This is a genomic window from Streptomyces flavidovirens DSM 40150 (genome assembly GCF_000429085.1).
Classification (GTDB): domain Bacteria; phylum Actinomycetota; class Actinomycetes; order Streptomycetales; family Streptomycetaceae; genus Streptomyces; species Streptomyces flavidovirens.
The window spans coordinates 88927-103301 of the sequence record NZ_AUBE01000012.1 but is presented as its reverse complement, the minus strand read 5'-3'; the positions used below and the strand labels follow the sequence as shown (position 1 = coordinate 103301).

At 70.5% G+C, this 14375-nt stretch carries 14 protein-coding genes; 3 read left to right on the top strand and 11 right to left on the bottom strand.

The annotated features are described in order from the left end of the window. The first annotated feature begins 2 nt into the window (after positions 1-2). The 3 genes from G412_RS0118165 to G412_RS0118155 are packed head-to-tail and all read left to right on the top strand — an operon-like array spanning position 3 to position 2894. The gene (locus G412_RS0118165; RefSeq protein WP_028813318.1) at positions 3-944 is read left to right on the top strand and encodes a carbohydrate ABC transporter permease; all 942 of its coding nucleotides are present in this window, start codon (positions 3-5) and stop codon (positions 942-944) included. After that, entirely contained in the window at positions 941-1840 is a 900-nt protein-coding gene (locus tag G412_RS0118160) for a carbohydrate ABC transporter permease (protein WP_028813317.1), read from the top strand. Before G412_RS0118165 ends, G412_RS0118160 begins: the two co-directional genes overlap by 4 nt. A 25-nt stretch (positions 1841-1865) precedes the next feature. Beyond that, positions 1866-2894, top strand: coding sequence for a LacI family DNA-binding transcriptional regulator (locus tag G412_RS0118155; RefSeq protein WP_028813316.1), 1029 nt, complete (start codon positions 1866-1868; stop codon positions 2892-2894). A 56-nt stretch (positions 2895-2950) separates the two neighbouring features. Here the strand turns inward: G412_RS0118155 and G412_RS40205 are convergent, their stop codons facing one another. The 11 genes from G412_RS40205 to G412_RS35035 form a co-directional block, all read right to left on the bottom strand. Further along, positions 2951-3109, bottom strand: coding sequence for a hypothetical protein (locus G412_RS40205; RefSeq protein WP_167546472.1), 159 nt, complete (start codon positions 3107-3109; stop codon positions 2951-2953). Further along, positions 3087-4964, bottom strand: a complete 1878-nt coding sequence (locus G412_RS0118145) for a carbamoyltransferase family protein (protein ID WP_028813315.1) — start codon at positions 4962-4964, stop codon at positions 3087-3089. The genes G412_RS40205 and G412_RS0118145 overlap by 23 nt, the downstream gene beginning before the upstream one ends. A 68-nt stretch (positions 4965-5032) precedes the next feature. Then, a complete protein-coding gene (locus G412_RS39730; RefSeq protein WP_157839130.1) occupies positions 5033-5194 on the bottom strand; it encodes a hypothetical protein in 162 nt (53 codons plus the stop codon). A gap of 10 nt (positions 5195-5204) precedes the next feature. Further along, positions 5205-6122, bottom strand: a complete 918-nt coding sequence (locus G412_RS0118135; RefSeq protein ID WP_028813314.1) for an SGNH/GDSL hydrolase family protein — start codon at positions 6120-6122, stop codon at positions 5205-5207. Between the two features lie 48 nt (positions 6123-6170). Further along, the gene (locus tag G412_RS0118130) at positions 6171-7103 is read right to left on the bottom strand and encodes an NAD(P)/FAD-dependent oxidoreductase (RefSeq protein ID WP_028813313.1); all 933 of its coding nucleotides are present in this window, start codon (positions 7101-7103) and stop codon (positions 6171-6173) included. 3 nt (positions 7104-7106) lie between these two features. After that, the gene (locus G412_RS35045; RefSeq protein WP_051338446.1) at positions 7107-8402 is read right to left on the bottom strand and encodes an MFS transporter; all 1296 of its coding nucleotides are present in this window, start codon (positions 8400-8402) and stop codon (positions 7107-7109) included. Between the two features lie 74 nt (positions 8403-8476). Next, positions 8477-9364 (bottom strand): phytanoyl-CoA dioxygenase family protein, encoded by an 888-nt coding sequence (locus tag G412_RS0118120; protein ID WP_208857901.1) that lies wholly within the window; start codon positions 9362-9364, stop codon positions 8477-8479. Positions 9365-9479: 115 nt separating this feature from the next. After that, positions 9480-11330: a carbamoyltransferase C-terminal domain-containing protein gene (locus tag G412_RS0118115; protein ID WP_244283092.1), complete on the bottom strand. Its 1851-nt coding sequence runs from the start codon at positions 11328-11330 to the stop codon at positions 9480-9482. Between the two features lie 28 nt (positions 11331-11358). Beyond that, positions 11359-12918, bottom strand: a complete 1560-nt coding sequence (locus tag G412_RS0118110; protein ID WP_028813310.1) for a radical SAM/SPASM domain-containing protein — start codon at positions 12916-12918, stop codon at positions 11359-11361. Between the two features lie 142 nt (positions 12919-13060). Beyond that, positions 13061-13228: a hypothetical protein gene (locus tag G412_RS39725; RefSeq protein WP_157839129.1), complete on the bottom strand. Its 168-nt coding sequence runs from the start codon at positions 13226-13228 to the stop codon at positions 13061-13063. A 652-nt stretch (positions 13229-13880) separates the two neighbouring features. Continuing rightward, entirely contained in the window at positions 13881-14264 is a 384-nt protein-coding gene (locus G412_RS35035; protein ID WP_051338445.1) for a DUF4234 domain-containing protein, read from the bottom strand. Positions 14265-14375 lie beyond the last annotated feature (111 nt).

Below are 14375 nucleotides of genomic sequence, written 5' to 3'. Positions count from 1 at the left end.
CCATGACCGCCACCCGCCGCAAGGCGCGCGGTCGCGGCAAGCCGTACGGGGCCAAGGCGGCCCCGTACGGCTTCCTCCTCCCGGCCGCCGTCCTCTTCGCGCTCTTCTTCGCCCTGCCCATCGGGTACGCGCTCTGGCTCAGCCTCCACAAGGCCGAGGTGCGGGGCCTGGGACTCGGCAAGGGCGCCCGTGCCGAGGTATGGGCGGGCCTGCAGAACTACACCGCCGCTCTCACGGACCCCGAACTCGGCCACGCCGCCCTGCGGGTGTTCGGTTACGGCGCGATCGTCGTCCCCGTCATGCTCGGCCTGGCGCTGCTGTTCGCCCTGCTCCTGGACACCGAGCGGGTCCGCGCCCGCTCCTTCTCCCGGCTCGCGATCTTCCTCCCGTACGCCATCCCCGGCGTGATCGCCGCCCTGCTCTGGGGCTTCCTCTACCTGCCGGACGTCAGCCCCTTCCACCACCTCCTCGGCAAGCTGGGGCTTCCGCAGCCGGACCTGCTCGACGGCGGACCGCTCTTCGCGTCCCTCGCCAACATCGCCGTCTGGGGCGGCACCGGCTTCAACATGATCGTGATCTACACCTCGCTGCGCTCCATTCCCGTCGAGGTCTACGAGGCGGCCAGGCTCGACGGCGCGACGCCCGTACAGATCGCCCTGCGTATCAAAATCCCCATGGTGGCGCCCTCCCTGGTGCTGACCTTCTTCTTCTCGGTGATCGCCACACTCCAGGTCTTCGGCGAGCCGACAACGCTCAGGCCGCTGACCAACAGCATCCCGACCACCTGGAGCCCGCTGATGAAGGTCTACAACGACGCCTTCCTGGGCGGAAACGTGTACGCCGCCTCGGCCACCGCAGTCGTCCTCGCCGCCGCCTCCTTCGTCCTCTCCTTCGCCCTGCTGAAGGTCTCCAACTCCCTTACGAAGCACCGAGGAAACCGATGAGCACGCTCCTCAAGGCGGCCCCGGCGCCCGGCACCACGCCCGGCACCTCCCAGGGCCCGCCGGGTCCCCGCCGGACCGCCCTCCTGCCCACGGCGGCCCTGCTGCTCGGCGCCCTCTACTGCCTGCTGCCCGTCGCCTGGGTGCTGGTGGCCTCGACCAAGTCCGGCACGGAGCTGTTCTCCACCTTCACCTTCCTGCCCGGCACCGGCTTCGCCGACAACCTCGCGGACCTGGGCGCGTACCGCGACGGCATCTACTGGCGCTGGATGGCCAACTCCGCCCTCTACGCGGGCCTCGGCGCCCTGCTGTCCACGATCGTCTCCGCCCTCTCGGGCTACGCGCTGGCCCTCTACCGCTTCCGCGGCCGGGAAGCCGTGTTCAACGTGATCCTGGCGGGCGTACTCATGCCCCCGGTCATCCTCGCCATCCCCCAGTACCTGCTGATGGCCAAGGCCGGCATGACGGACTCGTACCTGTCCGTACTGCTGCCGCTGATCCTTTCCCCGTACGGTGTCTACCTCGGCAGGATCTACGCCGGGGCCGCGATCCCCACGGAACTCGTCGAGGCGGGCCGGGTGGACGGCGCCGGCGAATGGCGGATCTTCCTGCGGATCGCCGTCCCGATGATGTCGCCCGGCCTGGTGACGATCTTCCTCTTCCAGTTCGTCGCGATCTGGAACAACTTCCTGCTGCCGTTCATCATGCTCGGCGACGACGAGAAGTTCCCCATGACGGTGGGACTGTTCACCCTGCTCTCCCAGGGCTCGAACACCCCGGCCCTCTACACGCTGGTGATCACCGGCGCCCTGCTGGCCATCGTTCCGCTCATTGCCCTGTTCCTCGTCGTCCAACGGTTCTGGAGCCTCGACCTGCTCTCCGGAGCCGTAAAGTCCTGACCGCAGGGAACGAGGGGAAAAATTCATGATCCGCGGTACAGACGGCAAGCGGCGATCGGTGACGATCCACGACGTGGCGCGTGAGGCGGGCGTCTCGCGCGGCACCGTCTCGCGCGTACTCAACGGCGGGCACTATGTCAGCCCGGCGGCGCAGGCGGCCGTCAACGCCGCCATCCGCAAGACGGGTTACGTCGTCAACCGGCACGCCCGCTCGCTGATCACCGGCAAGTCCGACTCGGTGGCGTTCCTGCTGACCGAACCACAGGAGCGCTTCTTCGAGGACCCCAACTTCAATGTGCTGCTGCGGGCCTGCACACAGGCGCTCGCCGCCCGGGACATCCCGTTGCTGCTCATGATCGCGGGAACCGAGGCCGAGCGACGGCGCAACCTGCGCTACATCGAAGGCGGGCACGTCGACGGCGTACTGCTCGTCTCCAGCCACTCCGGAGACCCGGTCGTGAGCGAACTCGACGCGGCGAGCGTCCCCGTGGTCGCCTGCGGCAAGCCGCTCGGGCAGCGTGCGCGGGTCAGTTACGTCGCGGCGGACGACCGGGACGGCGCCCGGTCGATGGTGCGCTACCTCCACGATTCGGGGCGCCGCCGCATCGCCACGGTGACCGGCCCCGCGGACACTCCCGGCGGTGTCGAGCGGCTCGCCGGCTACCGCGACGTACTGGCCGAATGCGGTCTGCCCGTCGACGAGTCGCTCATCGTGCCGGGCGACTACAGCCGGGCGAGCGGCGAGGCGGCAGCCGAACTGCTCCTCGAACGGGCGCCCGACATGGACGCGGTGTTCGTGGCATCGGACCTGATGGCCCAAGGGGTACTCGACACCCTGAGCCGGGGCGGGCGCCGGGTGCCGGAAGATGTGGCGGTGGGCGGCTTCGACGACTCGCCGGCCGCCCTGTCGACGCGGCCCGGCCTCACCACGGTCCGTCAGCCGTGGGACCGGATCAGCACCGAAATGGTACGGATGCTGCTCGCCCGGATCGCGGGGGAGGAACCTTCCGCCGTCATCCTCCCCACCGAGCTGGTACGCCGCGGATCGGCCTGACCGCGCCTCCGCGCGGGCCGGCCGGCACCCGGTCCCCCCCCGGGGCCGGGGCAGGTTCAGGGGTGGTCCCAGTACGTGGTGGCGCAGGCGTGCCAGGAGCGTCGCAGGGGGTCGCGGATCCGTCGTACGCACAGGCCGATGGGCGTGAGTACGAGGAAGTAGAGGGCGGCGAGCGCCGGCCGGCGCGCGAGGTCAGTCCATCGGGATCGCGTCACGCCAGTCGTCCTCCTTGTCCCGCCACGGCGGCTGGTCCTGCTTCTCCAGGAGGAAGTCGCCGAGTACCAGCAGGTCGATCCCGGTGCGCATGAAGCATGTGTACGCCTCCTGGGGCGTGTTGACGATGGGCTCGCCACGGACGTTGAACGAGGTGTTGACCAGCAGGGGGCAGCCGGTCAGGTCCCGGAAGGCGGTGAGGAGCCGGCGGAAGGGCGGGTTGTCGTGCGGGCCCACCGTCTGCACGCGGGAGGACCGGTCGACGTGGGTGACCGCCGGAATCGTGGACCTCCGGACCCGGAGCAGGCCGAGCCCCGTCAGGTCATCGCCCGCGCCGGCGTCAGCGCCGTCGCCGTCGCCGTCACCGTCACCGTCACGGCACTGTTCGGCCGCGACCTGAGCGGTCAGCAGCATGTACGGGCTCTCCTGGCGGAGGTCGAACCACCGCGCGGCGTCCTCGCTGAGCACCGCGGGGGCGAAGGGGCGGAAGGACTCCCGGAACTTGATCCTGAGGTTCAGCGTGGACTGCATGCCGGGATCGCGCGGGTCGGCGAGGATCGAACGGGCCCCCAGCGCCCGCGGGCCGAACTCCATGCGGCCCTGGAACCAGCCGACGATCCGCCCGGCGGCGATCTCCGCCGCCACCCGCCGGGCCAGCCGGTCCCCGGACAGGCGGGTGTACGGGACGCCGTGGCGGTCGAGGAACCCCGCGATCTCCTCGGCGGCGTAAGCGGGCCCGAGCAGCGCTCCCGACATGGCGTCGGTGCGCCGGCCGACGTGCGCGCGAGGCGCACCGCGCCGGTGGGACTCGGCCAGGGCGGCGCCCAGTGCGCCGCCCGCGTCACCGGCCGCGGGCTGGACCCACACCTCGTCGCAGAGGCCCTCCGCCACGATCCTGCCGTTGGCCACGCAGTTGAGGGCCACCCCGCCGGCCAGGCACAGGCGCCGTTCCCCGGTGCGCTCGCACACCGTCCTGGCGAGCCGCAGCATCACCTCTTCGGTGACCTGCTGGACGGAGGCCGCGAGGTCGAACTCGCGCTCGGTGAGCGGGCCCTCGGGCTCCCGGCGCGGCCCGTCGAACAGCTCCTCGAAGCCGCGTCCGGTCATGACCCGGCCGTACACATAGCTGAAGTGCCGCAGATCGAGGCGGAACGAGCCGTCCGGCTTGATGTCGATGAGCCGTTCGCGGATGAGCTGGGCGTAGCGGGGTTTCCCGTACGGCGCGAGCCCCATGAGTTTGTACTCGCCGGAGTCGACCTTGAAGCCACAGAAGTAGGTGAACGCCGAGTACAACAGGCCCAGTGAGTGCGGGAAGCGCAGCTCGCCCAGCGCGCTGAGCCGCGTTCCCCGGCCGTGCCACATGCTGGTCGTCGCCCACTCGCCGACCCCGTCGACGCACAGTACGGCCGCCGACTCGTACGGGCTGGGGTAGAACGCGGAAGCCGCGTGCGAGGCGTGGTGCCGCCCGCTCACGACGGGCGGCAGGGCGCCGCCGTCGCCCGCCCGCGCCCGCAGGTTGCGCCGTACCTCCCCGGTGGCGTTCCGCTTCCAGGCCAGCCACTGCGGGAAGGCGTCGTGGAACGCCGGAAAGCCGCGGGGCGCGGTGGCCAGCCAGGTGGCGAGGGCCCGCCGGAACTTCAGGGCGGAGTCCTCGTAGAAGGCGACGGCGGCGATGTCGCCGAGCTTCGCCCCGGCGGCCCTGAGACAGTAGTCGACGGCCCCGGCCGGGAAGCGGGGGTCGTGACGGCGGCGGCTGAAGCGTTCCTCCTGGGCCGCGGCCAGCGGGACGCCGTCCGCCACGACGGCCGCCGCGCTGTCGTGGTAGTACGCGGAGATGCCCAGGATCAGTTCCGGCATCGGTGCCCTCCCGTTCCCGTTCCTCGTACGCCTCGGTCCAGTGGCGACGGCCGCGGCCGCGGCCGCGATCAGAAGAGCGGGTAGATGGACGCGTCGTCCTCGGACTGGGGCCGCAGCCCCGACCGGCGGTCCTGGTGGTCCTGGCGAGGGGTACGGGAGCGCTCGGGCGGCCGGGCCGCGGTGGGCGGCCGGCGCCGCAGCCTGCCCAGGAGTCGCCGGATCACGGACATGGGTGGCTCCTCAGGTGAGGTCGAGATGCCCGGCGAGCAGCCGGGCGACGGTGTCGTAGCCCAGGTCGGTGCAGTGCACCCGGTCGATGAACAGCCACTCGTCGGGCGTGGTCGCCTCCGCCAGCGCGGCGTTCATGTCCAGGAAGGGCACGTCCAGCCCGGCGCACCCGGCGCCGATCACCTCGGCGTACTTCCGGCCCACCTCCATGGTGGAGATGTCGTTGTGCAGCCGGCGGAAGTTGGAGACGTCGTCCAGCTCGTCGAAGAGCAGCTTCTCCTGCGGGGTGGGTTCGTCCCGCACCCAGGGGGCGAGTGGCTGGAGCACGAACGTCAGTCGTGCGCCCATGGCAGTGGCGAGCAGTTTCCACGTACTGAGGTGCCGCACGGTGAGACCGGCGGCCCGGTCGATCCGTTCCTCGGGCGTGGGTACGGTGTCGGGGGCGGCGCCGCACTCGAAGAACGCGCCGTGACGGCCCTGCTGCTCCGTCGGCAGCCTGCTCAGCACCAGGTTGTTGACACCGGAGAACAGCACGATGTCCGCCACCTCGGGCAGGTGGTGCCGGAACAGGGTGAGGAGCATCAGCTCCTGCGCGGAGTTGTGGCTCTGACCCGAGAAGTTGAGCCAGGGGAGCCGGGGCGCGTGCCGCGTCCACAGCCGCGAGGGCACGGTGGCGGCGTCGCCGGTGGCCCCGACGCCGAACGTCGCCGAGCTGCCCGCGAGCAGCCGTACCGGGCCGGGCGGCCGTTCGCCCGAGACGGTCGCCGCCGCGTCACCCGGGCCACGGGTGACGCGGAAACCGTGCTCGTCGGTGCTGTAGACCGGCGTGTTCTCGTTGCCGTACTGGAAGAAGCCCAGGTACGGCTGGTCCTCCAGGACAAAGGTGTAGTGCTCCATCTGCGGGGCGAGTTGCGCTCGGGGTGATTGCACGGTGGCGGGTCTCCCGTCCCTGGTGCCGGTCGGTGGACGCGGGGGGCGTTACGGCGCCGGAGCGGGCGGCGGAGCGGGGAGGGAACCGGGGCGGTCCTCCCGTATGAGGTCCGCGTTGATGGCCATGGCCGCCAGACCTCCACTGGCCGCGGCCATGGCGGCCTGCTGCATGTTCTTGCCGAGGTCCCCCGCCACGTAAAGTCGGGGGAGCCGGGTGCGCCCGCGCTCGTCGGTCTGTACGGACTCCAGGTCGTCGCTCCGCAGCCAGGGGCGCAGGGGTTCCACGCGCGGCTCGGTGTCCATGTGGAGGAACAGCGCGCCGAAGGTCAGCGACCGGCCGTCCGCCAGCTCCACGGCCACTCCCTCCGGGTGCGCCGAGACCCGCGCGATCTTGTCGGTGACGGTGGGGATGCCCGCCGCCGTCAGCCGCTCCCGCTCGTCCTCGGGCAGCTCCCTGCGGTCGGACAGGTAGGTGACGGAGTCGGACCAGACGGTCAGGGTGGCCGCCAGGCACTCACCGGGGACGACACCGCCGTACACGCCGAAGGATGTGCCGCGTACTTCCCAGGCGTGGCAGTACGGACACTCGAACACCGAAGTGCCCCACAGACCGGCCAGGCCCGGAACCGGAGGCAGCTCGGAGCGCACGCCGGCCGCGTAGAGCAGGGTGCGGCTGCGGAAGGTGCCGGACTCCTTGGTGGTCGTCACCACGTGATCACCGTCGGGCTCCACCGAGACCACCTCGTCGTCCCGGAACGCCACGTCGTACGCGCCCAGTTCGGCTCGGGCCCTGGCGCGGAAGTCGGTGATGTCCACCCCGTCATTGGTGAGGACGTTGTGCATGACGCCGGCCGCCATGTTGCGCGCGTCACCGGAGTCGACGAGCAGCACGCGGCGGCATGAACGGCCCAGGTAGAGGGCGGCGTTCAGGCCGGCGGGTCCGCCTCCGACGATCACGGTGTCGTAGGGCTCTGCGGTCAAGGTTCACTCCTTCGTCGAGGGATCGGAGTTCTGCCGTGGGTGCGGCCCGGCCTGCACAGCCGGGCCGTCGTAACCGTCCGCACGCAGCGGCGCGAGCAGCAGCAGCGCACCCGCGGCCAGGACACCACCGCAGATGACGAAGACGGCCGGTACGGACAGGGCCTCGGCCAGCAGTCCGCCGAGGCTCGCACCGACGGGCATGGCGCCCCAGGCACAGAGCCGGGACACGCTCATCACGCGGCCCTGGAACTCCTCGGGCGTCAGCCGCTGCCGCAGGGACATGACGGGGATGTTCCAACCCATCATGAACACGCCGTTGCACAGCAGCGCGACGGCGGCCTGCGCCGGAGTGCGGGCCAGGCCCAGAGCAGCGTACGCGAGTCCCGAGGCGACCAGACACCAGCGGGCCAGCCGGACCACGGGCAGCCGCTCCGCCAGTTTCGGCGCGAGCCAGCTGCCGCCCACCGCGCCCAGGGAGCCGGCCGTCAGCAGCAGCCCGTAGCCGGTGGCGTCCAGTTTCAGCGTCCGGTGGCTGAGCAGTACGAGCATGGAGAAGGTGGCGGAGAAGACGAGCCCGTACAGCGCGCTGGCCGCCAGCGTCAGCCGGAGCGTGCGGTGGCCGAGGACGAAGCGCAACCCGGCCCGGATTCCCGTGCGTACGGGCTCCGCGGGCCCGCTGGTCGCCTGCCCGGCCCGGTCCCGCTCCACGGTCACCAGCCCCAGCAGCAGGACGGCGGCCATGGCGTACAGCACACCGCCGGTGGCCAGCGCCGCCGTGGCGGCCACGCCGACCAGCAGGCCGGCGACCGGCGGGCCCGCCATGTCGTTGAAAACGATCTGCGCGGCGGACAGCCGGCCGTTGGCCCGCTCCAGATCCCGCTGTCCGACGATGCGCGGAAGCATCGCGGGCGCCGCGGTGTCGGCCAGGGTCTCGGCAATGCCCAGGACGAACGCGAGCACGTACAGGACGGCGAGTGGACGGTCTCCGGCGAGTACCGCCATCGCGCCCAGCAGCACGGCGCCGCGCAGCAGATTGCTCCACAGCACGATGCGCCGGCGGTCCAGACGGTCCACCAGCACCCCGGCGGGCAGGGCGAACAGCAGCCAGGGCAGCATGTTGACCGCCGTCAGCCCGGCCACCGCCGCGGGCTCCGGGTGGCTGGCGACGACCAGCAGGGGCAGCAGTGTGCGGGTGACGCCGTCGCCCGCGTTCGACGCGGCGGTGGACACCCACAGCCACCGAAACGGCCCGCCGAGACCCGGCCGGGCGGCGGACGTCCCAGGGGTGGCGCTAGCCAAGCCCTCTCCCCGCGTGCCGACGGGCTACGGGCACAGGCCGGCGGGCCCCAGGCAGCACGGGCTGGGGGCGCCGGTCACTCATGCCAGCTCCGCAGCCCCAGCAACCGTTCACCGAGCGGGGTCAGCTCGGCGGGTCCGTACAGGGTGTGCTCCTCCTTGCGCAGTCCGCCCTCCGGAGGGTGCGGTGGCACACGGTCCCGCCAGAACCGGACACGCGCCTCCCGCAGCGCCTCGTTCTCTTCCCAGGCCGGGGCCATGGAGATGTACTGGGCCATCCGCACCTGGTCACGGGAGACGTTCGGATGCACCCCGTGTGGCAGCAGGCTGTTGAAGATGATCAGGTCGCCCGGATGCACGCGGGGGGTGGTGATGCCGTAGCCGGTGATGTCCGGGGTATAGGGGTCGCGGTCCTCGGGCTGGCCCTTCACCCAGGTGTCCCACTCGGTGAAGATCTCCGGTACGCACTGGAAGCCGCCGATGTCCTCGTTGCCCTCGGTCAGGGACAGCACCGCCTGGCAGCTCACCGGGAGGGGATCGACCGAGGTGTCCACGTCCCAGTGGACGAAACCCGCGAACGCGCGGGAGCCGTGGTTGGGCGGATTGACGTTGGCGAAGTCGATCGTCACCCACAGGTCCGTACGGTCCCAGATGTCGACGAAGGCGTCGTAGACCCGCCGCGTCTGCCGGTTGTCCCACTGCGCCTGGTGGTTGTACATCTCGACGAGGCCGCTGTGTCCGGGAAGCCGCTCGTTGCCGGTGTGGGCGGAGGACCAGGTGGACGGGTCGTCCGGCCGCATGTCCTGGAAGTCCCACAGTGCCTCGGTGAGCCGGGTGACGTTGCGCTCGGGCACCGTTTCCCGCACCACCACATAACCCTCGGTGGTCCATTGGTCCCAGTCCTGCGGGGACAGCACCCGCAGGTTCAGCGATTTGTGTATGTCCCTCAGCTGGACTGTGTTCACCGACGCACCTCCGACGGGTGAAGCGCCCTCACATGGTCGAATACGGTGGAGGGGTTCACCAGCTCGCTTTCGGACAACAACTCCCCGCGCGGGGTTCTCACTCGGCTCACTCGGCTCACTCGATGACCAGCCGCTGTTCCGGCAGGACGACGGCGTCCAGTGCGGTGCCGGCCAGCAGCTCCAGGGCGTCATCGAGGTGGTTGAGGATGGGGCGGCCACCGCCGTTGGCGCTCGTGTTGATCAGCACGGGCAGACCGGTACGGGCGCCGACGGCCCGGCAGAGCCCGTGCAGTGCGGGATGAGAGGCGGGCCGTACCGTCTGGAGCCGCGCGGTCCCGTCGATGTGCCGCACCTCGCCGAGAAGCTCGGCCCGTTCGAGTTTGACGCGTACGGCGAACAGCATGGTGTCGGTGTGGTCGAGGGGGCCGGTGAAGTACCGTTCGGCATCCTCCGCGGGACACAGCGGGGCGACCGGGCGGAACCACTCCCGCCCCTTGATCGTCTGAGAGACGTACTGCCGCGCCCCGGACCAGTGCGCCGAGACGAGCAAGGAACGGTGCCCGAGGGCGCGCGGCCCGGTCTCCATGCCGCCCTCCAGCCAGGCCACGCACCCGCGGCCGGCCAGCAGTTCCGCCACCGCCTCGGTGAACGCCACCGCTGTGGCCCAGGTCCGTACGGCGCGCCCCGCCCGCAGCGCCGAGTTCCGCGCCCCGTCCTCGGCGACCGCCAACGGGGCGCCCGCGTAGACCAGGTGCGCCCCCGGCGGGCCGGCCGCCGGGGCCGGGCGCTGCGCGGGATCGGCGGCGGCCAGGGCGGCGCCGAGCGCGATACCGGAATCGTCGCAGCACGTGGGGATGTGGACCCGGGTGAACTGTCCCGACTCCACCAGGGCGCTGTTCGCGGTGATGTTGAGCGCGCAGCCGCCCGCGTAGCAGAGCGTGGAGTAGCCGGGGAAGCGCGCGCTGATGCCGGTGACCAGGTTCACCAGGTCGCGTTCGACGGCCGCCTGGAGCGTTGCGGCCAGGTCCCGGCAGACGCGGTCGCCGGGGCTGCTCCCCACCTCGGTCCGGCGGCCGTCCGCGGTACGGATCTCGTCGGGGAACACCGAGCCGTAGGAGTGCACGACATCGTCGTCCGAGGAATCCGCCAGTCCGGCGTCGAGGTAGCCCCCGCTGTCCGGGTCGTACTCCCACGAGCTGTCGGCATAGCGCAGGGCCGTCCCGGCCAGCATGTCCTCGTCCAGGGGCTCGTACAGGTCCGGTGAGCGGGTTCGCGCCCCCTGGGGTACGAGCATGGCGCGCAGTACCGGGAGCAGCGCGGGGTCCGGTTCGCCCGTCGCCGACAGTCCCAGCAGCTTGCCGGTGTCGAACTGGCTGCCGTGGACGCGCCGGGCCAGGGCCTCGTAGACGAGGCCGAAGCGCGGGCACGACCGGTTGGTGAAGGACAGCACGGGGGTCAGCCGGTCGCCCTCGCCGAGGCAGACCATGCCGTTCTCGGCGTAGTTGCCGGTGCCGTCCAGGGCGATCACCAGGGCTTTGCGGGCCCCCGACGTGTAGTAGGCGAGCGCGGCGTGCGCGTAGTGGTGGCGTACCACGGTCAGCTCGACCTGCCCCAGACACTCCGCCAGTGGCCAGCCGGCGAGGTCCACCGGGCGGACTACGGCGTTGAGGAGGTTTCCGCCGGGCCGCGCCCACCAGGCGTCCTTGCCGACCAGCTCGACCAGCGCCGGGGGCAGCACGCGGCACACCGGCGTGTACCAGTCGGCCACGGCCACACGGGTCACCGGTGACTCGGCTCTGTCCCGTAGCTCGGCCAGCCAGTCGGCGGCGGTCCGCGCGAACTGCTCGTTGCCGCCGCACACGTGGCGCAGGCCCAGGCGCCGTTCCGCTTCGATGACGTGGTAACCCGACGCCTGGGTCAGGGCGGCGCCCGCGTCATGGCCGAAGTGCATTCCGATCGTTGCCACGAAACCGTACCGCTCTCTCTCGGGGGCGTCAGGCGAAGGCGGCGGTCTGGGCGTGGTGCCGTTCCAGCAGCCCCTGGACCACTTCGCGCATGTAGGCGCAGTAGCCGGGAGACATCAGCTGGATCGACCCGTTCTCCTCCTCCAGCGCCCCCGCCGAACCGCCCGAGCACGTGCCCTGCAGCTCGCAGCCCTGGCAGCCGGGGCCGTTGGTGTACGCGCGCATGCCGTAGTCCTGGTAGGCGTCGGAGGCGAAGATGCCCTGCCAGTCGTCGATGGTGCCGAGCTTGCGGGCGGTGGCCTTGCAGGCGAAGACGCTGCCGTTCGGCTCGATGGACAGCTGGCGGCCCACCGCCGGGCAGGTCTTGTAGTCGGCCTGCGCGGCCCACTTGCGCTCGTCGATGATCATCTGGAACGTCTGGTACCAGTACCCGCTGAGCTGTACGCCGCGCTCGCGGCCGTAGTCGACCGCGTGCAGCAGCCGCTGCGCCACATCGTGCGGACTGTGCCGGTCGAAGAACTCCTTGGCCTGGAAGGACACGATCACATCGAGCGAGTCCAGGCCGGCCTCGGCGACGAAGTCGATGAGCGGAGTACCCCACTTGTCCCAGGTGAACTGGGACAGCACGGTGGTGATGCTGACCGGCACCCCGGCGGCCTTCATGTCCACAATGGCCTTGCGCACCACGGGCCAGGCGGTCCGCTGCTGCTGTCCGCCCCGGAACTCGCCCGTCTCCGGCACCAGGTAGTCGATGGAGACGGTGGTGTCCACCTTGTGGCGGGCCAGCGCGGCCAGCAGCTCGTCGTCGATGCGCGAGCCGTTGCTCGTCAGGTCGTACGAGAGGGAGACGCCGTCGTAACTGTCCCCGAAGGTGCGCAGTACGTGCAGGATGGTGCCCCGCGCGAGCGTCGGCTCACCGCCGAAGAAGGAGACGGTCAGGTGCCCGCCGCCATTGGCCTTGCGCAGGGCGATGGCCTCCTTGACGGTCTTCTCCGCCACGTCCAGGGACATGTGCATCGACGGGTTGCGCCCGGAGTCGGAACCGTGGTTCCAGTCGCCTTTGGCCAGCGTCGGCCCGGAGTCCGGCCGCGACCGGCGCAGCTCGACGAGAACGGGGCCGGGCTTCACGGTCTCGCCCGAGGTGTTCCGCTCCTCCACACCGCCGTCGAAGTTGTAGGCGAAGCAGCCCTGACAGGAGAAGTTGCAGGCGTTCGTCAGTACGAGCTGGATGGAGGAGTGGAAGACCCCGCTGCTGAGCACGGCCTGCCGGCTCTCCAGCAGCGCGTTGATCTCCTCGGCCTCGTCACGGCCGGCCTCCACCAGATAGCGCGCCTCGATGAGATCGCGAAGCGAAGCCTCGTCGATCCTTTCCAGCAACTGCTCCGGCGTCATACCGTTCGCCGCGTCCTTGAGCAGCTCTACAATGTCCCGGTCGACCAGCCGTGCATTTCCGTACAGGGAATGGAAGGCCATGGTGCGTTCGCTTCCGTCATACGTACCGAGACGGCCGCCGAAAGCGGTGAAATCACGATCTTCGGCAGAACGCAGCGTACGGACGTAAAGCGAGGACTGATAGATCGAATTCGGCATGGACGGGCCTCTCCCTGCGTATCGGAGCGTCCGACAAGGCATCGGAACAATCGGCCACCGCAGGCGGGGCGCGTGGTGTGCCCCGCCTGCGGCGTAAGAGGACCCAGCCGTCTCCGGCGGGGGCCAGGAGGTGCGTCGGGGCTCAGGCAGGCGTGTCCTGTTTCCGCTGCTCAGCAGCGGCAGGGGCAGCCTGTACGTCCTTCCGCACCGGGGTGATCGTCGGAGCGTTGCCCTTGTCGGGCGATACGAACGCGCAGGGCCGGGACGACGCGGTCACCGCGGGCCTGACCACTTTTCTCACTTCAGCCATGGAGCCTCCTCCAATTTGTCGGGCGCGCAACAGACCTCACTGAAGCAGATGCCGGCGACACCGATAAGAGGCCCTTTCGGCCATGGCCCGACTGGCTGGAACGGGCAGGCTTTGAGCAGCATTGAGCGGCATTGAGCACCTGGGGCGCAATAGGCGAAGGGGCCGAATATGGCACCGCCGCGACATCATCATTCGCGATCAATTCGCCGGAACAGTGCCGGGAGTCGCTGATCGAAAAGCGCGGTACGCCGATCCGGTGGCCGCCACCGTTTGCGGCTCTCCACCGGCGCGACCGGTCCTGTTTCCGCTACGGACTCGCCCGGCGCGGATTGCGGCCGCCCGAGCCGGCTCGCGGCGGACGCGGACGCACGCCGCAGACGCCCAGCGGAGTCGTGCCGCTCGCCCACTGGCGTGATGTGGCTGGGCCTGGACGCGTGGCGACGACGAGCAGCCGGACACCGTACCGGCCGCCGGCCCTGGCGCATTCGCGTTCCACGGCACGCGGCCGTTCGGCAAAGGCGCGCCGGCCACAAGGGGCGGGATCGTCTCTGGCTCGCCGGTCCGGCGGGGACGCGAAGCGGGTAGGGGCCGGAAGAGCAAATCGCTCTTCCGTCCCCTACCCGCGTGTAAGACCCGCGTGTGTGGCGGTAAATCAGGCGCGGTCGGCCCAGACCGTGTTGAGCTTGCTCTGGTAGTAGAGCGGGGTCAGGCCGAGGACGAAGGCGAGCAGCAGACCGACGATGCCGGAGCAGTAGTCGGAGGTCACGCCGGCGGCACGCTGTGCCTGGGCGATGCGGGAGCCGGTCTTCACGATCGAGACGAACGGCGGGATGATCAGCAACGAGCCGAGGGTGACGGCAACGACCGCCATGCCGGGCTTGACCTCAATGGTCGGGTCGATCGCCTTCACCTGCTTGTTGACCTTGTAGTACCAGACGAGCCAGTAGATACCCAGGGTCACCAGGGTGAGCAGCCAGGTGACAACCGGGCTGGAAGGAGCGCCGGCGGGCGCGGACGTGCGGACGTCGGTGGACATCAAATTCCCCACTTGCTTGCTGTGCTTCCTGCTGCCCGTTCTGGCTGAGCCACCCCACGGGAGCAGGGAAGTGATGAGTGTGTCGCCTCGCGTTGCAGCTGTTGAAACTGT

Bases quoted from the DNA above. Each gene is read 5' to 3' on its own strand.
- G412_RS39725 (WP_157839129.1), bottom strand. From the start codon at position 13,228: ATGGCTGAAGTGAGAAAAGTGGTCAGGCCCGCGGTGACCGCGTCGTCC.
- G412_RS39730 (WP_157839130.1), bottom strand. From the start codon at position 5,194: ATGTCCGTGATCCGGCGACTCCTGGGCAGGCTGCGGCGCCGGCCGCCC.
- G412_RS0118145 (WP_028813315.1), bottom strand. From the start codon at position 4,964: ATGCCGGAACTGATCCTGGGCATCTCCGCGTACTACCACGACAGCGCG.
- G412_RS0118160 (WP_028813317.1), top strand. From the start codon at position 941: ATGAGCACGCTCCTCAAGGCGGCCCCGGCGCCCGGCACCACGCCCGGC.
- G412_RS35035 (WP_051338445.1), bottom strand. From the start codon at position 14,264: ATGTCCACCGACGTCCGCACGTCCGCGCCCGCCGGCGCTCCTTCCAGC.
- G412_RS0118110 (WP_028813310.1), bottom strand. From the start codon at position 12,918: ATGCCGAATTCGATCTATCAGTCCTCGCTTTACGTCCGTACGCTGCGT.
- G412_RS0118165 (WP_028813318.1), top strand. From the start codon at position 3: ATGACCGCCACCCGCCGCAAGGCGCGCGGTCGCGGCAAGCCGTACGGG.
- G412_RS0118155 (WP_028813316.1), top strand. From the start codon at position 1,866: ATGATCCGCGGTACAGACGGCAAGCGGCGATCGGTGACGATCCACGAC.